Genomic DNA, 25,721 nt, shown 5'->3' with positions numbered 1-25,721 from the left:
AACACTTGTCCACGATTCCCCTCTCCCTGTGCCTGCTGCGCCTGTCCGCCCTCGGCGACGTGACCCACGTGGTGCCGCTGGTGCGCACCCTGCAACGGCACTGGCCGCAGCTGCACCTGCACTGGGTGATCGACAAGGGGGGCTTCAAGCTGCTCGAAGGCCTGGAAGGCGTGAGCTTCCACACCTACGACAAGAAGAGCGGGCTGGCCGGCATGCGCGCGCTGCGCCACGAACTGCCCAACGCACGCTTCGATGCGCTGCTGCAGATGCAGGTGGCGCTGCGCGCCAACCTGCTGTCGGCCTTCATCCCGGCGCGGCGCCGGATAGGCTACGACCGCAGCCGCTCGAAGGACCTGCACGGACTGGTCATCAACGAGCGCATTCCCGACCGCCCGGGCATCCATGTGCTGGACGCGATGGGCAGCTTCTGCGAACCGCTCGGACTGAAGCAGACCGAGGTGGTGTGGGACCTGCCGGTGCCCGCCGATGCGCACGCGTGGGCCGCCGCGCAATGGCCAGCGGACGGGACACGGACGCTGGTGATCTCGCCCTGCTCCAGCCATGTGCGCCGCAACTGGTTCGCCGACCGCTATGCCGCCGTGGCTGACCATGCGGCCGCGCAGGGCTGGCGCGTGGTGCTGTGTGGCGGGCGCAGCGACCTGGAGCGCCAGACCACCGATGCCATCGTCGCCGCCATGCAGGCACCGGCGCTGGACCTGGTCGGCAAGGACACGTTGAAGCAGCTGCCGGCGGTGCTGGCCCGCGCCGACCTGGTGATGACACCCGACTCCGGCCCCATGCACATCGCCAATGCGATGGGCACGGCCGTGCTGGGCCTGCACGCGGCCAGCAATCCGCGACGCAGCGGTCCCTATTCCACCGTTCGCTACTGCGTGGACCGCTACGACGACGCGGCACGCCGCTACAAGGGCAAGCCGGCCGCCGAGCTCAAGTGGGGCACCAAGATCGAACACGACGGAGTGATGGACCTGGTCACCGTCGACGACGGTATCGCCGCCTTCGAACGGTTCCGGGGCGATCTCGCGGCCTGAGTGGGGATCCTCAGGACGTGCCGGCGACCCGGTAATCCTGGTACGACTTCTCTTCCACGTAGGCGGATCCCAGCGCCAGGTTGATCGCCTTCTTGATGCGGGCGCGCTCGTCGTTCTCGAAGTAGACGCTGCGGGCCAGGCGGACGAAGTCGTCGTCGAAAGCCTGCGCCTTCTCCTTCAACCGCACATCGTCCTCGATCACCCACAGCCGCTCGTTGACGGCCTTCAGCTGGGCACGCAGCTCGACGATGTCGTTGCCGGCCACCGGATGGGCCATCCAGGTCTTCTCCAGCGCGGCCAGTTCGTCATGCACATGGGCCAGCTTGACCGGGTCAGTCATGCGCTCGGACTTGATCTGCAGGATGGCGATCTTGTCCAGCAGCTCACCGAAGGACACGGGAACGAGGATCTCGGACATGGGGGGCTCCTGCGAAAGAACGCCATTCTAGCCCCCACCGCACGCGGCACCCGCGCAACCCGCAGCTCAGAAAAGCAGAAGCCCCCTTGCGGGGGCTTGCTTGAAACTGGCGGAGAGGGAGGGATTCGAACCCTCGATACGCTATTAACGTATGCCTGATTTCGAGTCAGGTACATTCAACCACTCTGCCACCTCTCCGGTGGCCCCGGGCTTCCCCGGGGGCGTGAATGATACGTTGTGGACCGCATCCGGACAAGCCGACGGGCCTGTTCGAGTATCGCGGCCTCACTTCGCCTGCACGTCGATGAACCTTGGCAGCGGCCGATGTACGCTTTCGGCTTGCCCGATGTCCTGTCCGACCGGATCATTGCGTATGACCGGATAGGAAAAAACCGTCCGCACAGACAGGGCACCATGATCGAATTCGGCCACATCTCCCACGTCGGCCTCAGGCGCGAGCTGAACGAGGACACCTACTACGGCGACAGCGAGCTGGGCCTGTGGCTGGTGGCCGACGGCATGGGGGGCCACGCCTGCGGCGAAGTGGCCAGCGCCCTGGCGCGCGAGACCATTGTCCGCGAGATCCGCGACGGCACGCCGCTGGCGCAGGCGATCCGGATCGCCGACGAGGAAATCATCCGTACCTCCCGCCGCCGCAACGACACCCTGCCGATGGGCACCACCGTGGTGGCCGCACGCATCCAGGGCAACCGCTTCGAAGTGGCCTGGGTCGGCGACAGCCGCGCCTACCTGTGGCGCGAAGGCCAGCTGGCCCAGCTGAGCCAGGACCACAGCTACGTGCAGGAACTGATCGCCCAGGGCGCGCTGACCAGCGAGCAGGCCCGCAGCCATCCGCACCGCAACGTCGTCACCCAGGCGCTGGGCGTCACCGACCCCAACCATCTCAACGTCGAGACGATGACCGGCGAGTTGCGTCCCGGCATGCAGCTGCTGCTGTGCAGCGACGGCCTGACCGAGGAAGTGGACGATCCCAGCATCGCCGCCACCCTGAAGCACGACGACTGCAGCGCGCAGGAATGCGTGGACACGCTCATCGCGGCAGCGCTGGACGGCGGCGGCTCGGACAACGTCACCGCCATCCTGGTGCGCTGCCACTGAGTTCCGCCGGCTCGATCAGCCGACTTCGAGCGCCGGCGGGTCCCAGAGGCAACGCCCGCCCGCCTTTTTCCGCAGCGTGGCCAGTCGCGCCTCGTGCGCGGCGAGTTCCTCGTCCGATGCCACCACGCGAGGCCTGGCGCCTGCCACGGCGGGATCGAAGTGGACGACCGCGACCGTCGCGCCGGGCGTCGCTTCTTCCGAGCCGCAGAAGCCGATCTCGCGCTGGCCGGCGGTCAGGTTGAGATAGACGTCGCACAGCAGCTGGGCATCCAGCAACGCGCCATGCAACTGCCGATGCGTGTTGTCCACGCCCAATCGCTTGCACAACGCATCCAGCGAATTGCGCTGACCGGGGAAGCGCTGCCGCGCCAGCAGCAACGAGTCCTCGACGGTAACGCGGTCAGACAGGCGGCCGTACTGCTCGCCGAGCCGCGACAGCTCGTAGTCGAGGAAGCCGACGTCGAAGGCCGCGTTATGGATCACCAGCTCGGCGCCATCGATAAAGGCGAGGAACTCGTCGGCGATGGCCGAGAAGAGCGGTTTGTCCGACAGGAACTCCAGGCTGAGGCCGGTCACTTCGGCCGCGCCCTGTTCGAATTCGCGCTGCGGGTTGATGTACTGGTGGTAGGTCCGGCCCGTGGGACGCCGCTCCAGCATTTCCACACAGCCGATTTCGACGACGCGGTTGCCCTTCTTCCACTCCAGGCCGGTGGTTTCGGTGTCGAGGATGATCTGGCGCATCAGGCGGCGGCTTCCTTGGAGAGGTGCAGGTGGAACAGGTCCACCGCGTGTTCGATCGCGGGGAGCAAGATCATTCTGTCGAATTCGAATCCCAGTTTCTGCAACAGGCCGATCGAGGCCACGTTATCGGGATTGACGATGGCGTGCAGACGGGCGAGCCCGAGCCGGTCGGCGGCGTCGGCGATGACCGCCCGTGCCGCCTCGTACGCGAAGCCCTGGCCGGCGTGTCCGGGCAGCAGCGCGTAACCCAGGTCGGGGCCGTCCAAGCCGTCCCGGCTGATGAGACCGCAGTTCCCGATCAGCACGCCGGTGTCCCTGCGCCGGATCGCGTACATGCCGAAGCCATGTTGCGCGTAACTGCGCAGCGCACCGTTTCGCAGATAATCGCGCGCCTGTTCCAGCGTCCGTACGCCGCGGTCGGCGATATGGCGGATGAAGGCGGGGTCGTTGAGTAGCGCGAGCATCAGCGCCGCATCGGCATCGTCGCGATCGGACATCGCGTGCAACACGAGGCGTGGCGTCTCGACGACCCGTTGACCCGGCGACAAGGGAAAGGTCACGCGACCGCCCCGTTGCGGAAACGCACGGCCGCGTTGCGCGCCAGCACATCGACGCGCTCGTTGTCGGGATCTCCGTTGTGGCCCTTGACCCATTTCCAGTCGATCCGGTGGCGTCCGGTCGCGGCGTGCAACCGCTCCCACAGGTCGCGGTTCTTCACCGGATCGCCGCCCGCGGTCTTCCAGCCGCGCCGTACCCAGCCCGGCATCCATTCGGTGATGCCCTGGCGGACGTACTGCGAATCGATGTGGAGGGTGACTTCGCAGCCTTCGGTGAGCACTTCCAGCGCCGCGATGGCGGCCATCAGCTCCATGCGGTTGTTGGTGGTCTGCGCTTCGCCGCCGACCACCTCCCGTTCTTTCTGCCCGTAGCGCAGCAGCGCTGCCCAGCCTCCGGGGCCGGGATTGCCCAGGCAGGAACCATCGGTATGGATGCTGATGTGTTTCATGGATTCTCGTGATCTACGACGTCAGGCGGCGGGCGCCGCGCGCCAGGCGCGCGCCACCGGTGAGGGGGGAATGAGACCGGCGACGCGCTTTTCCGCCTCCATCAGGCGGGCGGCACGCAACGGCGCCGGTCCATGGCCGGGCGCGTCCGCGATGCCCTTCCAGACGGGTCCGTAATGCAGGACGTGCTCGGAGGCGACCAGGCCGGCGGCCGCGAGTTGCAGGCGCCACTGCGCCTGCGCCCGCGGCACCAGCCCGGCGCCGCGCCACCGCAGGCGATAGGGACTCCAGGGATTCAGCACGAACAGCCACAGGCGCCCGCCCGGCTCGAGCACCCGGGAACACTCCTGCAGCAGGGGCTGCGGGTCGCCGGCGTCCAGCACGTGCTGGAGCACGATCACGCCCACGGACTCGGTCGGCAGCGGAAACGGCAAGCCGCACCGGACCTGCCCCGACAGCCGATGGGAGCCCGCCATGGCGTGCAGCCTGACGCCACGCGTCGCCGGCGCATGCGCCGCGTCCGCACCCGCCGGCGATACCCACAGCCAGGGCTGCGGGGTCCGGCTGGTAAGCGCCTGGCTCACACGGGCGTGCTCCGAGGCGAGGATCGGTCCACCCTGCTCGGACCCGAACCACGCCAGGGCATCGGGTTGACGGGTAAACGCGAACGCAGGCATGTTCGGATTGTAGAGGACGCCGCCCCCGGGCGTCCGTTCCCTGCCCGGAGCCCTCACCCCGATGCGCCTGCTCGCCTTGCCTGCCTTCGAGGACAACTACATCTGGGCGCTGGTCGACGACGATGGCGACGCGCTGGTGATCGATCCCGGCGATGCGGCGCCCGTGCTGGCCGCTACCGGCAACGGCCTGTGGCCGGCGGCGGTCCTGGTCACCCACCATCATGCTGACCATGCTGGCGGCATCGCGGCGCTGCGCGCGCGCTGGCCAACGCTGCCCGTGTTCGCGCCTGACGACGACCGCATCCCCGACGCGACCGAGCGCGTCGGCGACGGCGATACCGTCGCGGTCAAGAACTGGCGGCTGTCCGTGCTCGCGGTGCCCGGCCATACACGCAGCCATATCGCCTTCCACGGCGGCGGCACCGATGGCCCGCGGCACCTGTTCTGCGGGGACACCCTGTTCAGTCTTGGCTGCGGCCGCCTGTTCGAAGGCACCCCCGCCCAGATGCTGGCATCGCTGGAACGCCTCGCGGCACTGCCGGGATCATCGCTGGTCTGCTGTGGCCATGAGTACACCCTGTCCAATGCGGCATTCGCCACCGCCGTGGACCCGCAAAATCCCGCGCTGCGCCAACGCATCGAGGAAGCCCGCGGCATGCGCCAGGCTGGCCGCCCCACCCTGCCCGTCACGCTGGCCAGCGAGATCGCGGCCAATCCGTTCCTGCGCGTGGACAGCGACGCCGTCCGCGCCGCCGTGTCCCATCGCCTGGGAAGGCCCGCTGTCGACCGGGTGGAGGCGTTCGCCACGCTGCGGCAGTGGAAGAACGACTTCCGCGCATGATCCGGCGCAATCGCATGCACCTCGCCCTGCTGGCGACGGGCCTGGCCTTAACGCCGCTCGCGACCCCGGCGGCCGAGCCCCCTTCCGAAGCGCAGCCGCGGCCGGCCGCGCCGCCGCCGGACATCGCCACGCTCCCCGCCAGCCACCAGCGCAGCGGTCTGGAGATCTACCAGCGCTTCCGCGACGGCCTGGCCGATCCGGAGTGCGACAGCGAAGCGACCAACGGCCGGTGGAAGAAGCATTTCAGCCATGCCCCGGGGCAACTCGCGCGCGCCGAGGACGATGTGCTGCCGCTGTTCGGCTACGTGGTCGATGCCTTGCGCGAGGCGCACCTGCCCACCGAGTTCGCGCTGATTCCGTTCGTCGAGAGCGGCTACAAGCCGGGTGCCCGCAACCCGCAGGGACCAGCGGGACTGTGGCAGTTCATCGGCATCACCGCACGCAATCATGGCGTGCCGATGCGCGAGGGGTACGACGGACGGCTGTCGCCGGTGGATTCGACCCAGGCAGCCGTCCGTTACCTCAAGACCCTGCACGGCATGTTCGGTGGCGACTGGCGGCTGGCGGTGATGGCGTACAACGCCGGCGAGTACCGGCTGTTGCAGTCGATGCGCCGTGCAGGCATGAACGCCCGCAATGCGCGCCCGGCGGAACTGCCGGGGCTGTCGGGCATCACCTACGCCTATGTGGAAAAGCTGCATGCGCTCGCCTGCATTTTCCAGCAGGCCGACGATCGCGATGCCTGGCTCAAACAGATGGACCGTCCGGTACCGCGCCTGGCGGCGCACGTCCTGCCCGGCGATGCGACGCTCGAGGCCTGGGCGCGACAGCAGCAACAGCCTGCGGCGCTGCTCAAACGCCTCAATCCCGCCCTCGCCGGTCGTTTCAGCCAGGGCAGCAAGCCGATCCGGCTGTTGGCGCCGACGAGTGCAGGCGCCGACGACGTGGCCGTATCGATAGCGGCATCGGCCGCATCCTCGCCCTCCGTAGCCGCCACGACGGAGAGTGGCTCACCCACCGCCCGCACCCACACGGTCAAACGCGGCGAATCCGCCTGGACCATCGCACGCCGTTACGGCACGACGCCCACACGGCTTCTGCAGGCGAACGGCCTGAAGGCCGACGCCGTACTGCGTCCCGGCATGGTGCTGAAACTGGACGGCGACACGGACTGACCACGCCGAGACCCAAAAAGAATCCCGCCTTTCGGCGGGATTCTGGTCGAACATGAGGCGCTGGATCAGAGCCGCTCTTCGAACACCTTGACCTTGAAGCGCTTGCGCAGCGCGTCCACGTAGGCTTGCGTGGCGATGCCGCCATTGAGCTGCACCAGCTGCTGCTGCATGGTCGCGCGCTCCTCCGCAGGCATGTCGGCGATGGCACCGTCGGTCACCTTGTTGACGGTGAACACCGCATACGCACCATCACCCAAAGCGACCTTGCCGGCGACGACCTCGCCCTTGGCGGGACGACCCGCCGCGAAGATCGCCTCGTTGGACTCGGCCGTCGGCATCGGCATGCCGCGGCGCAAACCCGGCAGTTCGTTGAAACGCAGCCCGTCCGCCGCAGCGACGGTCGCCAGCGACTCGCCCTTCTGCACGCGCGCCACCAGGGCGTCGGCGGCCGCCTGCGCGGCCTTTTCCTGCCGGTCCGCGCGGATCGCCAGGACGACCGCATCCCGCGCCTTGTCCAGCGGCAGCGCCTGCTCCGGCGTGTGCTGGGAAACACGGATGACGACGCTGTGGTTGGGCGTGATCTCGATCGGGTCGCTGATCGTACCGTCCTGCACCAGCGTGTCGGAGAACGCCGCACGCAGCACCGCCGGCACCATCGCGATCCCCTGCGGAGCGTTGCGCGAGAACGGTCCGACCTTCTGCAGCGGCAGGCCTGTGGCCTCGGCCGCCGGCGCCAGCGCCGTCGGGTTCTTCAGGGTTTCGTTGACCACCCGGCCGGCCAGGTCGTTGTACGCGCGATCGCGCTCGCCACTGGCCTCTTCCGTCGCCAGCTCGCCGCGCACGTCCTCGAAGCTGCGACCGGTGCCGGGATTGATCTGCTTCAGCTGCAGCACGTGGTAGCCGAAGTCGCTCTTGACCGGGCCGCGGATCTCGCCGGCCTGCATCGCGAACGCGGCATCCTCGAACGGCTTGACCATCGAGCCGTCTTTCGCGAACGGCGGCAGTTCGCCGCCCGTGTCCTTGGAACCCGGGTCTTCCGAGTTGGCCCGCGCCAGCGTCGCGAAGTCGGCGCCCTCGCGCGCCTGCTTCGCCAGTGCGGCCGCCTTCTCCTCGGCCTTTTTCTGGGTCGCGGCATCGGCACCCGCATCCGCTGCGATCAGGATATGCGCGACCACGCGCTGTTCCGGCGACATGAAGCGCGACTTCTCCGCCTCGTAGCGCTTGCGCAGTGCGGCTTCATCGGCAGTAGCCGTGACCGGCAACGTGGCGCCGTTGATCTCGATGTACTCCAGCGAGACCTGCTCTGGCTGCTTGAAATCGTTCTTGTGGCCGTCGTACCAGGCCTTGATCTGCGCATCGGTGACCGGCGCCGTGTCTGCCGCCACCGGCGGCAACAGCGCAATGCCGATGTCGCGCGTTTCGCCGAGCAGCTTCCACAGGCGTGCCTGTTCGCCTTCGGTCACGAAGTCGGACTCGCCGATCGCCTGCGGCACCAGCATCATGCGCAGGCGTTCGCGCTGCTGCTCTTCGAACTGCAGCGGCGAGAGCGCCGGCACCTGCGACGACAGCAGCATCTGGTACTGCTCCGGGCTGAACTTTCCAGCGACCTGGAAGGCAGGCTCGCTCAGGATCATCTTTTGCACGGCCGCATCGCCGACGACGATGCCCGCGCGCTTCGCACCCAGCGCCAGCGCCTTCTGGTCGATCAACTGCTCCAGCACCTTGCGCTTGTTGTCGGCGCTTTCGAACTCGCGCGGATCGAATGCCTCACCGAGCGCCTGCCGCTGCTGCTGGCGCGCCTGCTCGAAAGCAGCATGGAACTCGTCCTGCGTTACTTCTTCGCGCTGCCACAGCGTCGACACCGGCCACCACTGCGGCGCGGACTCCCACCAGGTCGGCGGCGCTTCGACGAGCGCAACGTCGCTGGCGGTGCCGCCGGTCATGTACTCGTTCACGCCAACGAAGGCGAACGGGATGATCAGCAGACCCAGGATCAGACTGGCGATCCAGCCGGAGGTTTTGTCGCGGAGTTTCTGCAGCATTGCGCACGGGACCCGAGATTCGTTCAGCCGTGAAGTTTAGCGTGCCCGGGCATTGGCGTCTCGCCATCGGGCGGCGGTGTCCCTCCGGATGCCTGCCGACATGCATCGGCGAAGCCCAGACAGCAGAAAGCCCGCTTTCGCGGGCTCTCTGGGTGAAAATGGCGGAGTGGACGGGACTCGAACCCGCGACCTCCGGCGTGACAGGCCAGCATTCTAACCGACTGAACTACCACTCCGCGCTGAGACGAACATTGTAAGACGATTTCAGCGCTTTCCGCTAGACCATCCAACAATTTTTTTAACTTTGCATCGCCCCGATGTGGTGGGTGCTGAGGGTTTCGAACCCCCGACCCTCTCCGTGTAAGGGAGACGCTCTACCGCTGAGCTAAGCACCCGGGTGATCGCACCCTGCCACCGGCAGCGAGTCGATTAGTTTACGGCATCCTTCAGGGCTTTGCCAGCCTTGAACGCCGGGTTCTTGGAGGCCTTGATCTTGATGGTGTCGCCGGTCTTCGGGTTGCGGCCGGTACGGGCGGCGCGCTTGCGGACCTGGAAGGTGCCGAAGCCGACCAGCGTCACGCTGTCGCCCTTCTTGAGGGCCTTGGTGATGCTGGAGATGACGGCGTCGACGGCACGGCCGGCTTCGGCCTTGGACACTTCGGCTTCGTCGGCGACGGCATCGATCAATTCGGTTTTGTTCATTGAGTAACTCCCTGTGCGGCACAACCGCGGAATGAGTGACCGGAACCTCTGGCTTCGCTCGCTTTGACGGAGCCGGTCGTTATGTCCACGCGCAACGAAGCACTGCTTCGTGCATGCGGGTGACGCCGTTATACCAGCGCAAAAAAAGCCACGCAAGCCGGAAACGCAGCAATGGCGCGGGTTTCAGGGCGATGACACCATCGCCCGTCATCTCTTTCAGTGCTTCACGCCAGGTTGCTGCGACCCCTTGCCGCGCTCCTTCTTGGTCGCCGGTACGGTGCGCTCGCCACCATCGCCGCCCGACGCCGGCACAGGCGCCAGCGGCCGTTCGAGCGCGAGGTCGAGGACCTCGTCGATCCACTTCACCGGCACGATCTTGATGCCCTCGGTGACGTTGGCCGGGATGTCGGCCAGGTCCTTCTTGTTCTCATCGGGAATGATGACCGTGGTGATGCCGCCACGCAGCGCGGCCAGCAGCTTCTCCTTCAACCCACCGATCGCGGTGACTCGGCCACGCAGGGTGATCTCGCCCGTCATCGCGACATCGGAACGCACGGGATTGCGGGTGAGCGCGGAGACCAGTGCGGTGACCATCGCAATGCCGGCACTCGGTCCGTCCTTCGGCGTCGCGCCATCGGGTACATGCAGATGCACGTCGTGCTTCTGCAGGAATTCCGCATCGACGCCCAGACTTGCGGCACGGCTGCGCACGACGGACATTGCCGCGGAACCTGATTCTTTCATCACATCGCCGAGCTGACCCGTCAGCAGCATCACGCCCTTGCCCGGCACCAGCGCGACTTCGATCTGCAGCAGATCGCCGCCCACTTCGGTCCATGCCAGGCCCGTGACCAGTCCGATCTCGTTCTGCTCTTCGGCACGTCCGAAATCGAAGCGGCGCACGCCAGCGTACTTCTCCAGATTCTTCGAGCTGACCTGCATGGCAGCCGCCTTCTTCTTGGCGGGCTTCGGACCCGCCAGGGCGATCTCCTTGACCACCTTGCGGCAGATCTTGGCGACTTCGCGTTCGAGATTGCGTACACCGGACTCGCGCGTGTAGTACCGGACCAGATCGCGGATCGCGCTTTCGGCGATCTTGAGTTCTTCGACCTTCAGGCCGTTGGCCTTCAACTGCTTCGGCACCAGGTATCGCTGGGCGATGTTGACCTTCTCGTCCTCGGTGTAGCCCGGGATGCGGATGACTTCCATGCGGTCCAGCAGGGGACCGGGAATGTTCAGCGAATTCGAGGTGGCAACAAACATCACTTCGGACAGGTCGAGATCGACCTCCAGGTAGTGGTCGTTGAACGCGTTGTTCTGCTCCGGGTCCAGCACCTCGAGCAGCGCGGACGAGGGATCGCCGCGGAAGTCCATCGACATCTTGTCGATCTCATCCAGCACGAACAGCGGATTCTTGCTGCCGGTCTTGTTGAGGTTCTGCACGATGCGGCCCGGCATCGAGCCGACGTAGGTGCGGCGATGCCCGCGGATTTCCGCCTCATCGCGCACGCCGCCCAGCGACATGCGCACGAACTTGCGGTTGGTCGCCTTGGCGATGCTCTGGCCCAGCGAGGTCTTGCCGACGCCCGGCGGACCGACCAGGCACAGGATCGGGCCGCGCAGTTTCTTCACCCGCGACTGCACAGCGAGGTATTCCAGGATGCGCTCCTTGACCTTTTCCAGACCGTAGTGGTCGGCGTCCAGCGTGTCCTGCGCGACCTTGAGGTCCTTGCGCACTTTGGTGCGCTTGTTCCACGGTACGCCGAGCAGCCAGTCCAGGTAGTTGCGGACGACGGCCGCCTCGGCCGACATCGGCGACATCTGCTTGAGCTTGTTGAGCTCGTTGCGCGCCTTGGTCTCGACCGGCTTGGGCATGCCGGCCTCGGCGATCTTGCGTGCAAGCTCCTCCAGTTCGTTGGGCGCCTCGTCGAGTTCGCCCAGCTCCTTTTGGATGGCCTTCATCTGCTCGTTGAGGTAGTACTCGCGCTGGCTCTTCTCCATCTGCGACTTCACGCGACCGCGGATGCGCTTCTCCAGCTGCTGCACGTCGATCTCGCCATCGACGAACCCGACCAGCAGCTCGAGCCGCTCACCGACCTCAACAGTCTCCAGCAGGCGTTGCTTGTCGCTCAGGCGCACGCCGAGATGCGCTGCGATGGTATCGGCGAGGCGGCTGGGTTCGTCGATGCCGGCCAGCGTCTGCAGCAGTTCGGGCGGCAGCTTGCGGTTGGTCTTCACGTACTGCTCGAACAGGCCCATCAGCGAACGGGCCACGGCCTCGATCTCGCGCGGTTCGCGTGCGTCGGTGGAGTCGATCTCCTCGCCCTGCCCGTACAGCGAGCCATCGCGTTCGACGACGTTAGACACGCTGACGCGCGTCGTGCCTTCGACCAGCACCTTGATCGTGCCGTCCGGCAACTTCAGCAGCTGCAGCACCTGCGCGAGCGTGCCCACGGTGTACAGGTCAGAGGCAGCCGGATCGTCCGTCTCGGCGGATTTCTGCGCCAGCAGGATGATGTGCTTGTCGGCTTCCATCGCCTGCTCCAGCGCACGCATGGATTTGTCGCGGCCGACGAACAGCGGGATGACCATGTGCGGGAACACCACCACGTCGCGTAGCGGCAGGACCGGCAGGTCGAGGATTTCAGTCTGGGGACGGCGGGGCATGGGGGCTCCAGCGAGTGCGGAATTCAGGGGTGCGAAGGCACCAATGGGCCCGTTATGGGGCCTTCGCCGGAGGGATGCAAGAGCGTCGCCAAAACCGCAATGGTACCGGCCACTTGCCGACGGGCGCCTGAAACTGAACAGGCGCCACGAGGGCGCCTGTCAGGGAAAGCACGGTGGCAGGGTTACTCCGCCGATGCGACCTTCGGTGCTGGCGGATTCTGGTAGATCAGGTACGGCTCGGACTTGTGCTCGATCACCGACTCGTCCACGACCACCTTGCTGACGTTTTCCAGCGACGGCAGTTCGTACATGGTGTCCAGCAGGACCGACTCGACGATGGTACGCAGGCCGCGCGCACCGGTCTTGCGCTTCAGCGCCTTGCGGGCGATCGCGGACAGCGCGTCGGGACGGAACTCCAGCTCCACGCCTTCCATCTCGAACAGCTTCTTGAACTGCTTGGTGATGGCGTTCTTCGGCTCCGTCAGGATCTTGACCAGTGCGGTCTCGTCCAGCTCTTCCAGCGTGGCCACGACCGGCAGGCGGCCGACGAACTCGGGAATGAGGCCGAACTTGATCAGGTCTTCGGGCTCAACTTCCGACAGCACCTTGCCGACTTCCGGCTTCTTCTCGGAGCTCTTCACCTTGGCGCCGAAACCGATGCCGCTGGCCTCGGTGCTGCGCTGCTGGATGATCTTGTCCAGGCCCGCGAACGCGCCGCCGCAGATGAACAGGATGTTCTTGGTGTCGACCTGCAGGAACTCCTGCTGCGGGTGCTTGCGTCCACCCTGCGGCGGAACACTGGCGACGGTGCCTTCGATCAGCTTGAGCAGGGCCTGCTGCACGCCTTCGCCGGACACGTCACGGGTGATCGACGGGTTCTCGCTCTTGCGCGAGATCTTGTCGATCTCATCGATGTAGACGATGCCCTGCTGCGCCTTGTCGACGTCGTAGTCGCACTTCTGCAGCAGCTTCTGGATGATGTTCTCGACGTCTTCGCCCACGTAACCGGCTTCGGTCAGCGTGGTGGCGTCGGCGATCGTGAACGGCACGTTGAGCAACCGCGCCAGCGTCTCGGCCAGCAGCGTCTTGCCCGAACCGGTCGGGCCCGCGAGCAGGATGTTGGACTTGGCCAGCTCGACCTCATCGTTCTTGCTGCGGCTCTCGATGCGCTTGTAGTGGTTGTAGACGGCCACGGCCAGCGTGCGCTTGGCGCGGGTCTGGCCGATCACGTACTGGTCCAGGACCTCGAGGATCTCGCGCGGCTTGGGCAGGTGGCTGCGGGCGGACTGCGCCTTCTCTTCCAGCTCTTCGCGGATGATGTCGTTGCACAGCTCGACGCATTCATCGCAGATGAACACGCTGGGGCCCGCGATCAGCTTGCGGACCTCGTGCTGGCTCTTGCCGCAGAACGAGCAGTACAGGATTTTGGTGCTGTCGCCGGAACGGCCCTGACGATCTTCGCTCATGCTGGTATTACTCGGTCGCTCAACCTGCCCGGAGGGGCTTGCGGTCGGAGAATAGCACACGGTCCCGGCTTGTCGGCCGGGTCCGTGAACAGGGGGATTTGAGCCTGAAAACCCGCAATCCGGCGATCAGGCCGACTGGATGGAATCGTCCGGACGACGCTCGAGCACCTGGTCGACCAGGCCATAGGCCTGCGAATCCGCCGCGCTCTTGAAGTTGTCGCGCTCGGTGTCGCGCTCGATGGTTTCCAGCGACTGCCCGGTGTGGTGGGACAGGATGGCGTTCAGCTTCGCGCGCAGCGTCAGGATCTCGCGGGCGTGGATGTCGATGTCGGTCGCCTGGCCCTGGAAGCCGCCTAGCGGCTGGTGGATCATCACGCGCGAATTCGGCAGCGCATACCGCTTGCCCTTCGCACCCGCCGCCAGCAGCAGCGCGCCCATGCTGGCCGCCTGGCCGACGCAGATCGTGCTGACGTCCGGCTTGATGTACTGCATGGTGTCGTAGATGGCCATGCCGGCCGTCACCACGCCACCCGGCGAGTTGATGTACAGGCTGATGTCCTTCTCGGGATTCTCCGCTTCCAGGAAGAGCATCTGCGCCACGATGACGTTCGCGACGTGGTCGTCGACGCCCCCGACCAGGAAGATCACGCGCTCCTTCAACAGGCGCGAATAGATGTCGTAGGCGCGCTCGCCGCGGCTGGTCTGCTCGACCACCATCGGCACCAGGTTGAGGGCTTGGGTTTGAATGCTCATCGGTTCTCGCGCCTGTCGTTCGTGGGAAGGTCCGGCCTAGGATAGCCGGACCTTCTGCCCGGGCGGGCACCCGGATCAGTTGCGGATGGCTTCCTGGAAGGAAAGCGCCTGCTCGGTGTGCTGGGCGCGCTCGGCGATCCAGTCGATCACCTGCTCTTCCATCACACGACCCTGCAGACTGTTCATCAACTGGGGATCGTTGCGGTACAACTCAATGACCTGCTCCGGCTCTTCGTAGGTCGAGGCGATCAGGCGCAGCGTCTCGTTCAGGCGCTTCGGGTCCAGGCGGAGCTGGTTGCGACGGGCGACCTCGCCCACCAGCAGGCCGACCAGGACGCGCTTGCGGGCGGCATCCACAAAGCCTTCATGGGCGTTGTCCGGGATCTGCACGTTCTGGCCCTGGCGGCGGGCCTGCTCGGCGGCCTGCTGGACCATCACGCGGGCCTCGTTCTCGACCAGGCGCGGCGGCATCTCGACGTGGGCATAGGCGGCGATCAGCTGCTCGCCCACTTCACGGCGGAGGCGGGTCATCAGCGCGCCCTTCAGCTCGCGCTCGAGGTTGCTGCGGATGTCCGAACGGAACTGCTCGGCATCACCGCTCTTCACGCCGAAGCTGCGGATGAACTCGCGGTCGACCTCGGGCAGCACCGATTCGGCCACGTCCGTGACCTTGACGTGCACGTCGACCTGGCGGCCGGCCAGCTGCGGCACGCGCCAGTCGGCCGGAAACGTCACCGACACCGTCTTCTCGTCGCCCTTGGCCAGGCCGATCAGGGCCTGCTCGATCTCACCGAACATCACGCCCGAGCCGATCAGGGTCGCGCCTTTCTCGGAGCCTTCGGCCGGCATGCGCTCATCGCCCGCCTGCGACCAGGTTTCCAGCGCCACGCGGTCGCCGTCCTTCGCGCCGCGCTCGACCACCTGGAAGGTGCGGCGCTGCATGCGCAGGTTGTCGATCATCTGGTCGATGTCGGCATCGCTGACGTCGGCGGTGTTGCGCACCACCGTCAGCTTGGCGACGTCGACGTCGCCGAAGTCCGGCACCACCTCGAAGGTGGCGACGAAGTCCAGTTCGCCCTCGCCCTGCTTCTCAATGCGCGGGTTGCCGGCCAGTTGCAGTTCCTGCTCGCGCACGGCGTTGTTGAAGGTCTCGCGCAGCAGGCCGTCGAGGGCTTCGGCACGCACCTGGTCGCCGAAACGCTGCTCGATGACCTTCGCGGGCACCTTGCCGGGACGGAAGCCCTTGATGCGCGCGGTACGCGACAGCTCGCGCAGGCGGCCGCCGATATGGGTGTCCAGACGCTCCGCCGGCAGGCTGAAGCTCATGCGGCGCTCGAGGTTGCCGACCGATTCGACCGAAACTTGCATACTCACTGACTCCTGCGGCCACGGCTCAGCCGGGGCGATGTTGATAATCCGGGGACGCCTGGGACGCAGGCACGAGGCCCTCCCGGCGGAACTTGCTAGTTTCGCTGATTCCGGAGCAGGCTGCCAGCGGGGCCGGCGTAGGGGCGGAGGCGCGATCGGGCCGGAGAGGCCTCGGGTCGATAGCAGCGGCACTGCCGAACGGCACCCCCGGCATGGCGGGGAGGTGGTGCGAAAGGAGGGACTCGAACCCTCACGGGGGTTACCCGCTGGAACCTAAATCCAGTGCGTCTACCAATTCCGCCACTTTCGCAGGTCACCGCATTGTACCCATCGCCCTGCCGGACCCGGCAAGAAAAAAGCGCCCGGGGTGACCGGGCGCTTTTCGGCTTTGGTGGGCTGTCAAGGATTCGAACCTTGGACCTATTGATTAAGAGTCAACTGCTCTACCAACTGAGCTAACAGCCCCGAAAAACTGGGCGCGTAGTGTACCCGCATCCCTTGCTTGTTACAAACCCCGCGATCCGGAGTCCTGAATCAATGGGGTGGAAGACGGGATTTGAACCCGCGACCCCCGGAATCACAATCCGGTGCTCTAACCAACTGAGCTACATCCACCACTGAAACCTGTTGTCCCTGCCGAAGTTCGCCACGCGTGGCGCGCCCGACAGGACTCGAACCTGTAACCGCCGGCTTAGAAGGCCGGTGCTCTATCCGGTTGAGCTACGGGCGCTCTATCCGGATTGTCGCATCCTCACCCTGCCGGAATACACCCTGCCGACGTATCAGACTGGTCGGGGTAGAGGGATTCGAACCCCCGACCCTCTGGTCCCAAACCAGATGCGCTACCAGACTGCGCTATACCCCGACGAGGGTCCCGGCATGGCGTCTGGACGCCAACGAGGTCGCGTATTGTCGGAATCCGCAGCCCCGCTGTCAAACGAAACGTGATCGACCCCCGCCTGCGATATGCTCAGCCGCTGGGGACAGAATGTCCGGCAACCACATGAGGGGACCACCATGCGTAGCGGAAATCCGGCACTGAAGGAATCGACCTTCCTCGACCTTGGCAGCGGCGCGGTCGTCGCACGGGACGGCGAAGCGATGACGCTCAACGGCACCATCAACAAGACCGGCATTCTCTTGTTGCTGACGGTGCTGACCGCAGCATTCTCGTGGAACCAGGCGCTGGGCCCTGACGGCCTGCCCGCTCCCGGCTTCGCGGTGTACATGTGGGGCGGCGCCATCGGCGGATTCGTGCTGGCGCTGATCACCGTCTTCAAGAAGACCTGGTCGCCGGTCACCGCACCGCTGTACGCGCTGGTCGAGGGCTTCTTCCTGGGCGCGATCTCGGCGGTCTACAACGCGCAGTTCGGCGGCATCGTGATGCAGGCGGTGATGCTGACCTTCGGCATCCTGTTCGCCCTGCTGTTCGCCTACCGCAGCGGCCTGATCAAGGCCACCGAGAACTTCAAGCTGGGCGTTGTCGCCGCGACCGGCGGCATCGCCCTGGTCTACCTGGCGACCATCGCGCTGGGCTTCTTCGGCATCAAGATCCCGCTGATCCACGAATCCGGCCTGGTCGGCATCGGCTTCAGCCTGTTCGTGGTCGTCATCGCCTCGCTGAATCTGGTGCTGGATTTCGACTTCATCGAAACCGGCGTCGAGCAGGGCGCGCCGAAGTACATGGAGTGGTACGGCGCATTCGGCCTGATGGTCACGCTTGTGTGGCTGTACCTGGAACTGCTGCGCCTGCTGTCGAAACTGCAGTCGCGCGACTGACGCTTCGCGTCTTTCGACTCGATGGAAACGGGGCGCTCAGGCGCCCCGTTTTCATTGCGCCGCCGTCACCTTGTGGCGCGACGGCCACAGCATGAAGGCCAGCGCGGAGAGGGCCAGCAGCCAGCAGTAGTGCACGCTGCCCGCCAACGCCAGCGGCGAGACGGTCGCCAGCGAGGCCGCCAGCAGGATCTGCGCACCGTAGGGCAGTACGCCCTGGACGACACAGGCGAAGATGTCGAGCACGCTGGCCGCGCGTCGCGGGCTGATGCCGTGGCGCTGCGCGATGTCCTTGGCGAGGCTGCCGGTCACGAGGATGGCGACGGTGTTGTTCGCGGTCAGCGCATCGGACCCCGCCGCGAGCGCGGCGATGCTGATCTCGCCCGAGCGGCGCCCCGTGCGGCCGCGAGCGAATCTGGCGATCACCTGCGCCAGCCAGTCCAGTCCGCCCGTGGCCTTGATCAACGCGGCCAGGCCACCGATCAGAATGGACAGCAGGGTGATTTCCACCATGCTTTCGAAGCCCAGGTAGATGTCCCCGGCGAACGACACCACGTCGTAGTCCTGCGCCAGCACGAAGCCGAACACGCCGGACGCCACCAGCCCGATGCCGAGCACCAGTACCACGTCCAGTCCGGCCAATGCCAGGCCGAGCACCAGCACATAGGGCAGCACCAGCCACGGCGATGCCGCATCGGGCGCGGCGACCGGCGCCGCATCGCCCAGCGTGGCTAGCAGGACAAGGGTGGCGATGGCCGCGGGCAGCGCAATCTTGAAGTTCTCGCGGAACTTGTCCCGCATCTCCGCGCCCTGGCTGCGGGTCGCAGCGATGGTGGTATCGGAAATGATCGACAGGTTGTCACCGAACATCGCGCCGCCGAGCACCGCGCCGACCACCAGCACGCGATCCAGCCCTGCGGCATCCGCCACGCCCAGCGCGATCGGCACGACGGCGGCCACCGTCCCCATCGAGGTACCGATCGACAGCGAAACGAACGCCGCCACCAGGAACAGCCCCGGCAGGATCAGGCTGGCCGGCAGTGCACCCAGGCCGAGCGCCACCACCGCGTCGACCGCGCCGATCGCCTTGGACACCGTGGCGAACGCGCCCGCCAACAGGAAGATCAGGCACATCAGCATGACGTTGCTGTCGCCCATGCCCTGCAGCAGGGTCTGCTGCGCAGGCAGTCCGCGGCGGCGCGCCAGCCACACGCCAAGCGCCAGCGCCGGCAGGATCGCCACCGGGGCCCGCAACTGGTAGAAGCCCATGGCCTCCCCTTGCGCCGTGTAGTACAGACCTGCGCCGAAGAACAGCGCCAGGAACAGCAGAAGCGGGGTCAGTGCCACTGCGCTGGGACGGACGGACATGGCAGGGCCTTCTGCGTGGGGCCGCGGATTGTGCGTGCCCGTAGCCTCGCATCCAACCTCATGGATGGGACATATGCAAACAAAAACGGGACGCTGCGCCTGCAGGGCTCACGCGTCGCGCAGTCCACTCGCCACGCGGAAGCGTTTGCTGGCCCGCAGCGTTACCCACAACAGCAACAGACCGCACAGCGCCAGCACGACACCCATCGCGCGAGGGCCAAGCAGCAGGTAGCCGATCCCGAACATCAGCGCGAACACGCCCGCGTTCCCCGCCAGCCAGGCCAGGCCCAACCACACCAGGGCCGCCTTGGGCGCGGCACCCGGCAGATCCTGCCACCAACCGGGAGGGCGAACCCTGCGCGTGAACGCCGCCAGATGGTCGCGGGGCACGGGCGGCGTGAGAAAGGTCGCCACCAGCGCCGTCGTCGTCGCGATGCCCACGATCGCCACCAGCAGGTGTTCGGGACGGGCGTCCGGGAACAGCGGATACAGCACCATCGCCGACGTCACCGCCGCGACGATGCCGGCGATCTCGGTCCACGCATTGGCGCGCCACCAAAACCAGCGCAGCATCGAAGGCAGCCCCAATCCGGCACCCAGCGCGATGAAGAAGCGCCACGCCTGTTCGATGCTGTCGATCCGGGACGCCACCACGACGCCCATCGCCGTGAGCAGGATGACCGACATCCGGCTGATCCAGACCAGCCGCGCCTGGCTGGCATCCGGGTCCACGAAGCGCCGGTAAAGATCGTGGGTCAGGTAGCTCGCGCCCCAGTTGAGATGCGTATCCACCGTGCTCATGAAGGCCGCCAGCAGCGAGGCGAACAGCAGTCCCAGCGCGCCCGCGGGCAGCAACTGCGCCATCAGGACGGGATACGCCATTTCGCGATCCGCCGCGACCACGGCGGCCGCGCCCTCGCCTGCCGTGCCCAGCGGAAACACCAGCAGTGCGACCAGCGCCACCAGCACCCAGGGCCAGGTGCGCACGGCGTAGTTCAATACGACGAACCACAGCGCACCGCCGACGGCGTGACGCTCGTCGCGCGCGGTGAACACCCGCTGGGCCAGATAGCCACTGCCATCGCTGTAGTACTGCGCCCACCACTGCACGGCGATATAGATCAGGAACACGTGCACCGGCAGCCAGGCGGCATCCTGCGCCGGTACGAACGACAGCAGGGCGTCCACGTCGTAATGCTGCGCCAGGCCTTCCCGCAATCCCTGCATGCCGCCGACATGCTCGATGGCGAACCACGCGAACAGCGTTCCCCCGGCAAGGGCCAGGACGAACTGCACCAGGTCGGTGAGGATCACGCCGCGGATGCCGCCCAGGCTGGAATACGCCCCGATCACGCCGAACAGCACGAGCACCGTGATGGTGTCGTTGGGCGTACCGACCAACAGGGCCTCCGGCCACACCGTCGCGAACCCGCCCACCGCGCCGGCACCCAGCCACGCCTGCCAGTCCACGAACGGCGCGGCGATCTTCACCATCGCCCGCACCACCCAGCCCAGGATGATGGCGTTGATGAGGATGGCGAAGAAAGCGGCCTTGAACCCGCGCAGCCAGGCGCCGGATCGTCCGGTATAGCGCAGCTCGATCAGTTCGGCATCGGTCAGCACGCGCGAGCGGCGCCACAGCGCAGCGAACACCACCGCCACCGACACGTGCGAGATCGCCCACGACCACCACAGCCAGTTGCCCGCCACGCCATGCTTGGCGACAAGCCCTGCCACGACCAGTGGCGTATCGGCGGCGAACGTCGTCGCCGCCATCGAGGTCCCTAGCCACCACCAGGGCAGCGAGCGGTCCGCGACGAAGTACGACTCCAGCGAGCGCCCCGCGGAACGGGAGACCCAGGCGCCTACCAATACGGTCGCGACCAGGTAGGTAGCGACGATGGTCCAGTCAATGACCGCCAGCGATCCCATCGGGCGCGACGGCATGCGTCATGAGGAACATTGGACCGAGGATACCCCAGGGAATCCCGCGGGCCAAACCGCATCTCCGCGCATGTTCGCGCGGAGATGCGCATACACCGCGATCAGACGCGGCTGGCGATCGCCTTCGCGAACGTCATCGTGGTGCCCTGGCCGCCGAGGTCCGGGGTCAGCGAATCCTTGGCTTCCAGCGTAGCGATGATCGCCGCGCGCAGGCGCTCGGCCTTCTCCGGCTGGCCCAGGTGGTCGAGCATCTGCGCCGCACCCAGCAGCAGCGCGCAGGGATTGGCGACACCCTTGCCGGCGATGTCGGGCGCCGAACCATGCACGGCTTCGAAGATCGCCGCGTCGGCACCGATGTTGGCGCCGGGCGCCAAGCCCAGGCCGCCGACGAGGCCGGCGCACAGGTCGGAAATGATGTCGCCGAACAGGTTGGTGGTGACGATGATGTCGAACTGCTCCGGACGCATCACCAGCTGCATGCAGGTGTTGTCCACGATCATTTCGTTGGTCTCGATGTCCGGGTACTGCGCGGCGACTTCGCGCGCCACCTTCAGGAACAGGCCCGAAGTGGTCTTCAGGATGTTCGCCTTGTGGACGATGGTGACCTTCTTGCGGCCGGTCTTGCGGGCCAGGTCGTAGGCGTAGCGCACGATGCGCTCGGAACCCTTGCGGGTGATCTTCTGCGTCAGCAGCGCGGTTTCGCCGTCTTCCGAGATCGACTGGCCTTCACCGATGTACGCGCCTTCTGTGTTCTCGCGCACGGTGATCAGGTCCACGCCGTCGGCGAAGCGCGACTTGGTGTTCGGGAACGACTTGGCCGGACGCACGTTGGCGTACAGGTCGAAGTGGCGGCGCAGCGCGACGTTGATCGAGCTGAAGCCCTCGCCCACCGGCGTGGTCAGCGGGCTCTTCAGCGCCACGCCGTTCTTGCGGATCGAATCCAGCGTGGCCTGCGGCAGCAGGTCGCCGTGCTTCTCCAGGGCCACCAGGCCGGCATCGGCGTCTTCGTAGGTCAGGCCGACCTTCATCGCGTCGAGCACGTACAGGGTGGCGTCCATGATCTCCGGGCCGATACCGTCGCCGCGGATGACCGTAATCGTCTGGGTCATTGAGTGGGGTTTCCGAACAGGGGCGCGCGCCGGACAGGGCCACGACGGGCGCGAAGAGAAAGATTTGTCCGGCAATTATGCCCGAACGGCACGCAAGTCCCCTAATCGACCATGGTCTCAGCCCCTTTCCCGGAAGGAAAAGGGCTGGCCCTCAGCCGTGGTCGTGCGCCACCGGCGCGTCCGCCTGCCCGCCTTCCAACTGGTCGAGGAAGTCCACCGCCCGGCGCAGGTGCGGGATGACGATGGAGCCGCCGACGACCAGTCCCACCGAGAAGGTCTCGAAGAACTCCTCGCGCGTCACGCCGGCTTCCTTGCACTGCGCGACGTGGTAGCTGATGCAGTCGTCGCAGCGCAGGACCATTGAGGCGACCAGGCCCAATAGCTCCTTGGTCTTCACATCCAGCGCGCCTTCCTGGTACGTCTGGGTGTCCAGCGCGAAGAAGCGGCGGACGACCTGGTTGGGTTCGTCCAGGATGCGCTTGTTCATGCGCTGCCGGAATTCGGTGAACGCCTTCACCCGGTCCTGGCTGTCGTCGGCCGCGCTCATGCGGCGCCTCCGGCCAGCAAAGGCTCCAGCTTGCCGGCCCGGTGCAGCGCGATCATGTCGTCGTAGCCGCCCACGTGCACGTCGCCCACGAAGATCTGCGGCACGCTGGTGCGGTTGGCCTTGGCGATCATCTTCTCGCGCTCGGCCGGGTCCAGGTCGATGCGTACTTCGGTCCAGGCCTGGCCCTTGCTCTTCAGGAAGTTCTTGGCCGCCACGCAATACGGGCAGATGGCGGTGCTGTAGAGGGTGATCTCGGGCGCGCTGGCGCCCTGCGGTGTGTCGCTCAAGGGAGGTCTCCGGAACGAAAGGAACAGGCTGTGGTCCCAGCCAATATCGGGCGTATCGGGTCGACTTCCAGTCAAGGCGGCGGAACAGTGCGGACCGTCACCGGTCCGATTAACCACGTATTCACTCGCCCGGGCCGGTGACCGGTCATCCTGATGAAGACGCCCATTATCCGCCACGGAGCCACGTTTGCGTCCCTTGCTGCTCGCCACCGTCCTGACCCTGGCCCTCGCCGCACCGTTGGCGTCCTCGCAGGAAAGCCGCCTGCCCGACATCGGCTCCTCCGCCGGCGAACTGCTGACGCCGGCCCGCCAGGCGCAGTACGGCGGGATGATGCTGCGCGAGCTGCGCAACTACGGCTACCTGCTGGAGGATCCGCTGGTCACCGACTGGCTGCAGGGCGTCGGTGGGCGCCTGGGAGCGGACAGCGACAATCCGCAGCAGTCTTACACCTTCTTCATGATGCGCGATCGGCAGATCAACGCCTTCGCCACGCTGGGCGGCTATATCGGCATGAATGCCGGCCTGGTGCTGACCGCCGACCGCGAGGACGAAGTGGCGGCGGTGCTGTCGCATGAAATCGCCCACGTCACCCAGCAGCACGTGCTGCGGGGCGTGGAGCGCGCCCAGCGCGACCAGATCCCCATCCTGCTCGGCATGCTGGGCGCCATCGTGCTGGCGCAGGCAGCGGGCGGCAGTTCCAGCGGCGACGCCTCGCAGGCCGCCATCGCCTCGGCGATGGGGCTGATGCAGCAGCGGCAGATCGACTACACCCGCTCCAACGAGTCCGAAGCCGACCGCGTCGGCATCCGCACGCTGTCCCGCGCCGGCTACGACATCGATGCGATGGCCGGTTTCTTCGCCAAGTTGCAGCAGGCGACGCGGGTCGCGCGCGGCAGCGGGCGCGAGACGGTCCCGGACTACCTGCAGACCCACCCGGTCACCACCACCCGCATCAGCGAGGCACGCCAGCGTGCGGACCAGATGCGCGGCAGCCAGGTCACCGCCGTCACCAGCGTGCCGGGTGGCGAGCGGGTCGAACGCTTCGACCGCAATGCGATCACCCTGCCCGAGACCCGCAGCGACAACCCCCTGCTGCCGATCCCGGTCACCCTGCCCTCGCAGGTCTTCCGCCAGGGCGACTCCGGCCAGTTCGACTGGGCGCGCGAGCGGCTGCGCGCACTGAGCGCCAGCACGCCGTCCGCCGCCGTCCGCGAATACGAAACCTTGCGCCGCCAGGCCGGCAAGCCGCTGACCGGCCCGCAGCGCTACGGCCTGGCGGTGGCGCACCTGCAGGGCGGCGACGTCCGCACCGCACTGACCGAGCTGGAGCGCCTGGGCGACGAGCATCCCGACAACCTGTGGGTGTCGCTGTCGCTGGGCGAGGTCGAATCGCGCACCGGCAATGCCGCCGCGGCCAACCGCCGTTTCGACGCGCTGTTGCAGCGGTTCCCGCAGAACCGTCCGGTCGCCCTGACCTACGCCAAGATATTGAATGAGCAGGGAGGCCGCGAGGCCGGCCAGCGGGCCCAGGCCGTCCTGCGTCCGCTGATGGCCCGCTCGTCCGACGATCCGGTGTTCCAGCAGCACTTCGCCCGCGCCAACGAACTGGCCGGCGACACCGCCCGCGCCGGCGAGGCCTATGCGGAGGCCGCCTACCTGAACGGCCGGCCCGAGCAGGCGCTGATCCAGCTGCAGAATCTCAAGAAGCAGAGCGACCTGGATTTCTACGGCCGCGCCCGCGTCGACGCCCGCATCGCGACGATCACCCCGGAAGTGCTGGAGTTGCGCCGCCAGGGCATCCGCGACCCCGACGTGGAGCGGCGCTGACCGGCCGTCGGGCCGTCCCTGTGACAGTCCGGCGGCATGTCATGTAAACGTCACAAAATTGTCGTCTACTGGCACGGTCCCCCTCGCCCCACGGATCCTGCGTGCAGAAGCACATCCTGATCGTCGACGACGAGCCCGCCATCCGCGACATGGTGGCGTTCGCCCTGCGCAAGGGCGAATACGAACCGATCCACGCCGGCGACGCCCGAGAAGCCCAGAACGCCATCGCCGACCGCGTGCCGGACCTGATCCTGCTGGACTGGATGTTGCCCGGCACCAGCGGCCTGGAACTGGCCCGCCGCTGGCGCAAGGACGCCATGACCCGCGACGTGCCGATCATCATGCTCACCGCCCGCGGCGAGGAGAACGATCGCGTCGGCGGGCTGGAGGCCGGCGTCGACGACTACGTGGTCAAGCCCTTCTCCGCGCGCGAACTGCTGGCGCGCATCCGTGCCGTCATGCGCCGCTCGCGCGACGACGACGAGGACGGCAGCGTGGCGGTCGGCAACCTGCGCATCGACGGTGCCGCCCACCGCGTGTTCGCCGGCGACACCCCGGTCGCCATCGGTCCCACCGAGTACCGCCTGCTGCACTTCTTCATGACCCATCCCGAGCGCGTCTACTCGCGCACGCAGCTGCTCGACCACGTCTGGGGCGGCAGCGTCTACGTGGAAGAACGTACGGTCGACGTGCACATCCGCCGCCTGCGCAAGACGCTGGAGCCGCACGCGCTGGAGAACATGGTGCAGACCGTGCGCGGGTCGGGCTATCGCTTCTCGGCCGCCATGTGACCTGCCGGGCGGCGCCTCTGCGCCGCCTGCGCGGGCTGTCACAGAC

The 25,721-nt window shown here is 66.8% G+C and carries 23 protein-coding genes and 8 tRNA genes; 7 read left to right on the top strand and 24 right to left on the bottom strand.

Annotation, left to right across the window (positions count from 1 at the left end):
- Nucleotides 1-5 precede the first annotated feature (5 nt).
- Nucleotides 6-1,052 carry a glycosyltransferase family 9 protein gene (locus AC04MD_RS02110; protein WP_475495676.1) on the top strand — a complete coding sequence of 349 codons (1,047 nt, stop codon included), beginning with the start codon at nucleotides 6-8 and terminating at the stop codon, nucleotides 1,050-1,052.
- Nucleotides 1,053-1,062: 10 nt separating this feature from the next.
- Here the strand turns inward: AC04MD_RS02110 and AC04MD_RS02105 are convergent, their stop codons facing one another.
- Nucleotides 1,063-1,470, bottom strand: coding sequence for a DUF6165 family protein (locus tag AC04MD_RS02105; protein ID WP_475495675.1), 408 nt, complete (start codon nucleotides 1,468-1,470; stop codon nucleotides 1,063-1,065).
- Between the two features lie 107 nt (nucleotides 1,471-1,577).
- Nucleotides 1,578-1,668: transfer RNA gene (locus tag AC04MD_RS02100), tRNA-Ser, on the bottom strand.
- Nucleotides 1,669-1,884: 216 nt separating this feature from the next.
- On the opposite strand from AC04MD_RS02100, the gene AC04MD_RS02095 reads away from it, so the two are divergent.
- The gene (locus AC04MD_RS02095; RefSeq protein WP_475495674.1) at nucleotides 1,885-2,589 is read left to right on the top strand and encodes a PP2C family protein-serine/threonine phosphatase; all 705 of its coding nucleotides are present in this window, start codon (nucleotides 1,885-1,887) and stop codon (nucleotides 2,587-2,589) included.
- Between the two features lie 15 nt (nucleotides 2,590-2,604).
- Here AC04MD_RS02095 and dnaQ read toward each other — a convergent pair whose 3' ends face one another.
- Genes dnaQ through AC04MD_RS02075 form a run of 4 tightly spaced genes read right to left on the bottom strand, consistent with a single transcriptional unit; the run spans nucleotide 2,605 to nucleotide 5,011 of the window.
- Nucleotides 2,605-3,330: a DNA polymerase III subunit epsilon gene (gene dnaQ, locus AC04MD_RS02090; protein WP_475495673.1), complete on the bottom strand. Its 726-nt coding sequence runs from the start codon at nucleotides 3,328-3,330 to the stop codon at nucleotides 2,605-2,607.
- Nucleotides 3,330-3,890 (bottom strand): GNAT family N-acetyltransferase, encoded by a 561-nt coding sequence (locus tag AC04MD_RS02085; protein ID WP_475495672.1) that lies wholly within the window; start codon nucleotides 3,888-3,890, stop codon nucleotides 3,330-3,332. The genes dnaQ and AC04MD_RS02085 overlap by 1 nt, the downstream gene beginning before the upstream one ends.
- Entirely contained in the window at nucleotides 3,887-4,336 is a 450-nt protein-coding gene (rnhA, locus tag AC04MD_RS02080; protein ID WP_475495671.1) for a ribonuclease HI, read from the bottom strand. The genes AC04MD_RS02085 and rnhA overlap by 4 nt, the downstream gene beginning before the upstream one ends.
- A 21-nt stretch (nucleotides 4,337-4,357) precedes the next feature.
- On the bottom strand, nucleotides 4,358-5,011 hold the full coding sequence (locus AC04MD_RS02075; protein ID WP_475495670.1) for a methyltransferase domain-containing protein: 654 nt from the start codon (nucleotides 5,009-5,011) through the stop codon (nucleotides 4,358-4,360).
- Between the two features lie 61 nt (nucleotides 5,012-5,072).
- Between AC04MD_RS02075 and gloB the strand changes: the two genes are divergently transcribed.
- On the top strand, nucleotides 5,073-5,852 hold the full coding sequence (gloB, locus tag AC04MD_RS02070) for a hydroxyacylglutathione hydrolase (RefSeq protein WP_475495669.1): 780 nt from the start codon (nucleotides 5,073-5,075) through the stop codon (nucleotides 5,850-5,852).
- Nucleotides 5,849-7,027, top strand: a complete 1,179-nt coding sequence (locus tag AC04MD_RS02065; protein WP_475495668.1) for a lytic transglycosylase domain-containing protein — start codon at nucleotides 5,849-5,851, stop codon at nucleotides 7,025-7,027. The genes gloB and AC04MD_RS02065 overlap by 4 nt, the downstream gene beginning before the upstream one ends.
- 65 nt (nucleotides 7,028-7,092) lie before the next feature.
- Here AC04MD_RS02065 and AC04MD_RS02060 read toward each other — a convergent pair whose 3' ends face one another.
- The 13 genes from AC04MD_RS02060 to AC04MD_RS02000 all read right to left on the bottom strand — a co-directional run bounded on the left by AC04MD_RS02060 (nucleotide 7,093) and on the right by AC04MD_RS02000 (nucleotide 16,890).
- Entirely contained in the window at nucleotides 7,093-9,069 is a 1,977-nt protein-coding gene (locus AC04MD_RS02060) for a SurA N-terminal domain-containing protein (protein ID WP_475495667.1), read from the bottom strand.
- 159 nt (nucleotides 9,070-9,228) lie between these two features.
- Nucleotides 9,229-9,305: transfer RNA gene (locus tag AC04MD_RS02055), tRNA-Asp, on the bottom strand.
- An 84-nt stretch (nucleotides 9,306-9,389) separates the two neighbouring features.
- Nucleotides 9,390-9,464, bottom strand: a tRNA-Val gene (locus tag AC04MD_RS02050).
- Between the two features lie 34 nt (nucleotides 9,465-9,498).
- Nucleotides 9,499-9,804: an HU family DNA-binding protein gene (locus AC04MD_RS02045; RefSeq protein WP_268793387.1), complete on the bottom strand. Its 306-nt coding sequence runs from the start codon at nucleotides 9,802-9,804 to the stop codon at nucleotides 9,499-9,501.
- Between the two features lie 183 nt (nucleotides 9,805-9,987).
- Complete coding sequence (lon, locus tag AC04MD_RS02040) at nucleotides 9,988-12,438, bottom strand: endopeptidase La (protein WP_475495666.1); 2,451 nt, start codon at nucleotides 12,436-12,438, stop codon at nucleotides 9,988-9,990.
- Nucleotides 12,439-12,620: 182 nt separating this feature from the next.
- Nucleotides 12,621-13,904, bottom strand: coding sequence for an ATP-dependent Clp protease ATP-binding subunit ClpX (gene clpX / locus AC04MD_RS02035; RefSeq protein ID WP_475495665.1), 1,284 nt, complete (start codon nucleotides 13,902-13,904; stop codon nucleotides 12,621-12,623).
- 126 nt (nucleotides 13,905-14,030) lie between these two features.
- Nucleotides 14,031-14,657, bottom strand: a complete 627-nt coding sequence (gene clpP / locus AC04MD_RS02030; RefSeq protein WP_062358581.1) for an ATP-dependent Clp endopeptidase proteolytic subunit ClpP — start codon at nucleotides 14,655-14,657, stop codon at nucleotides 14,031-14,033.
- A 75-nt stretch (nucleotides 14,658-14,732) separates the two neighbouring features.
- Complete coding sequence (tig, locus tag AC04MD_RS02025; RefSeq protein ID WP_475495664.1) at nucleotides 14,733-16,025, bottom strand: trigger factor; 1,293 nt, start codon at nucleotides 16,023-16,025, stop codon at nucleotides 14,733-14,735.
- Between the two features lie 224 nt (nucleotides 16,026-16,249).
- Nucleotides 16,250-16,335, bottom strand: a tRNA-Leu gene (locus tag AC04MD_RS02020).
- A gap of 79 nt (nucleotides 16,336-16,414) precedes the next feature.
- Nucleotides 16,415-16,490 (bottom strand) — tRNA-Lys (locus tag AC04MD_RS02015).
- Between the two features lie 73 nt (nucleotides 16,491-16,563).
- A tRNA-His gene (locus AC04MD_RS02010) sits at nucleotides 16,564-16,640 on the bottom strand.
- 38 nt (nucleotides 16,641-16,678) lie between these two features.
- Nucleotides 16,679-16,755: transfer RNA gene (locus AC04MD_RS02005), tRNA-Arg, on the bottom strand.
- A gap of 58 nt (nucleotides 16,756-16,813) precedes the next feature.
- Nucleotides 16,814-16,890: transfer RNA gene (locus AC04MD_RS02000), tRNA-Pro, on the bottom strand.
- 152 nt (nucleotides 16,891-17,042) lie between these two features.
- Here AC04MD_RS02000 and AC04MD_RS01995 point away from each other — a divergent pair.
- On the top strand, nucleotides 17,043-17,804 hold the full coding sequence (locus tag AC04MD_RS01995) for a Bax inhibitor-1/YccA family protein (RefSeq protein WP_475495663.1): 762 nt from the start codon (nucleotides 17,043-17,045) through the stop codon (nucleotides 17,802-17,804).
- Between the two features lie 51 nt (nucleotides 17,805-17,855).
- Here AC04MD_RS01995 and AC04MD_RS01990 read toward each other — a convergent pair whose 3' ends face one another.
- From AC04MD_RS01990 to grxC, 5 genes are all read right to left on the bottom strand, one after another.
- Complete coding sequence (locus AC04MD_RS01990; RefSeq protein WP_475495662.1) at nucleotides 17,856-19,169, bottom strand: Na+/H+ antiporter NhaC family protein; 1,314 nt, start codon at nucleotides 19,167-19,169, stop codon at nucleotides 17,856-17,858.
- A 108-nt stretch (nucleotides 19,170-19,277) separates the two neighbouring features.
- Nucleotides 19,278-21,116: a sodium:solute symporter family protein gene (locus AC04MD_RS01985; protein WP_475495661.1), complete on the bottom strand. Its 1,839-nt coding sequence runs from the start codon at nucleotides 21,114-21,116 to the stop codon at nucleotides 19,278-19,280.
- Between the two features lie 98 nt (nucleotides 21,117-21,214).
- On the bottom strand, nucleotides 21,215-22,222 hold the full coding sequence (locus AC04MD_RS01980; protein WP_475495660.1) for an isocitrate dehydrogenase: 1,008 nt from the start codon (nucleotides 22,220-22,222) through the stop codon (nucleotides 21,215-21,217).
- A 151-nt stretch (nucleotides 22,223-22,373) separates the two neighbouring features.
- Nucleotides 22,374-22,769, bottom strand: coding sequence for a carboxymuconolactone decarboxylase family protein (locus AC04MD_RS01975; protein WP_475495659.1), 396 nt, complete (start codon nucleotides 22,767-22,769; stop codon nucleotides 22,374-22,376).
- Nucleotides 22,766-23,056, bottom strand: a complete 291-nt coding sequence (gene grxC, locus AC04MD_RS01970; protein WP_475495658.1) for a glutaredoxin 3 — start codon at nucleotides 23,054-23,056, stop codon at nucleotides 22,766-22,768. The genes AC04MD_RS01975 and grxC overlap by 4 nt, the downstream gene beginning before the upstream one ends.
- Before the next feature lie 187 nt (nucleotides 23,057-23,243).
- Between grxC and AC04MD_RS01965 the strand changes: the two genes are divergently transcribed.
- Nucleotides 23,244-24,884: a M48 family metalloprotease gene (locus AC04MD_RS01965; RefSeq protein WP_475495657.1), complete on the top strand. Its 1,641-nt coding sequence runs from the start codon at nucleotides 23,244-23,246 to the stop codon at nucleotides 24,882-24,884.
- 101 nt (nucleotides 24,885-24,985) lie between these two features.
- Nucleotides 24,986-25,675: a phosphate regulon transcriptional regulator PhoB gene (phoB, locus tag AC04MD_RS01960; protein WP_062356626.1), complete on the top strand. Its 690-nt coding sequence runs from the start codon at nucleotides 24,986-24,988 to the stop codon at nucleotides 25,673-25,675.
- Nucleotides 25,676-25,721 lie beyond the last annotated feature (46 nt).

It is taken from the genome of Pseudoxanthomonas sp. LjRoot206 (genome assembly GCF_056175725.1).
This window is presented reverse-complemented; position numbering and strand designations above follow the sequence as displayed.

Bases quoted from the DNA above. Each gene is read 5' to 3' on its own strand.
- AC04MD_RS02105 (WP_475495675.1), bottom strand. From the start codon at position 1,470: ATGTCCGAGATCCTCGTTCCCGTGTCCTTCGGTGAGCTGCTGGACAAG.
- AC04MD_RS02095 (WP_475495674.1), top strand. From the start codon at position 1,885: ATGATCGAATTCGGCCACATCTCCCACGTCGGCCTCAGGCGCGAGCTG.
- dnaQ (WP_475495673.1), bottom strand. From the start codon at position 3,330: ATGCGCCAGATCATCCTCGACACCGAAACCACCGGCCTGGAGTGGAAG.
- rnhA (WP_475495671.1), bottom strand. From the start codon at position 4,336: ATGAAACACATCAGCATCCATACCGATGGTTCCTGCCTGGGCAATCCC.
- AC04MD_RS02075 (WP_475495670.1), bottom strand. From the start codon at position 5,011: ATGCCTGCGTTCGCGTTTACCCGTCAACCCGATGCCCTGGCGTGGTTC.
- gloB (WP_475495669.1), top strand. From the start codon at position 5,073: ATGCGCCTGCTCGCCTTGCCTGCCTTCGAGGACAACTACATCTGGGCG.
- AC04MD_RS02065 (WP_475495668.1), top strand. From the start codon at position 5,849: ATGATCCGGCGCAATCGCATGCACCTCGCCCTGCTGGCGACGGGCCTG.
- AC04MD_RS02060 (WP_475495667.1), bottom strand. From the start codon at position 9,069: ATGCTGCAGAAACTCCGCGACAAAACCTCCGGCTGGATCGCCAGTCTG.
- lon (WP_475495666.1), bottom strand. From the start codon at position 12,438: ATGCCCCGCCGTCCCCAGACTGAAATCCTCGACCTGCCGGTCCTGCCG.
- clpX (WP_475495665.1), bottom strand. From the start codon at position 13,904: ATGAGCGAAGATCGTCAGGGCCGTTCCGGCGACAGCACCAAAATCCTG.
- clpP (WP_062358581.1), bottom strand. From the start codon at position 14,657: ATGAGCATTCAAACCCAAGCCCTCAACCTGGTGCCGATGGTGGTCGAG.
- tig (WP_475495664.1), bottom strand. From the start codon at position 16,025: ATGCAAGTTTCGGTCGAATCGGTCGGCAACCTCGAGCGCCGCATGAGC.
- AC04MD_RS01995 (WP_475495663.1), top strand. From the start codon at position 17,043: ATGCGTAGCGGAAATCCGGCACTGAAGGAATCGACCTTCCTCGACCTT.
- AC04MD_RS01990 (WP_475495662.1), bottom strand. From the start codon at position 19,169: ATGTCCGTCCGTCCCAGCGCAGTGGCACTGACCCCGCTTCTGCTGTTC.
- AC04MD_RS01985 (WP_475495661.1), bottom strand. From the start codon at position 21,116: ATGCCGTCGCGCCCGATGGGATCGCTGGCGGTCATTGACTGGACCATC.
- AC04MD_RS01980 (WP_475495660.1), bottom strand. From the start codon at position 22,222: ATGACCCAGACGATTACGGTCATCCGCGGCGACGGTATCGGCCCGGAG.
- AC04MD_RS01975 (WP_475495659.1), bottom strand. From the start codon at position 22,769: ATGAGCGCGGCCGACGACAGCCAGGACCGGGTGAAGGCGTTCACCGAA.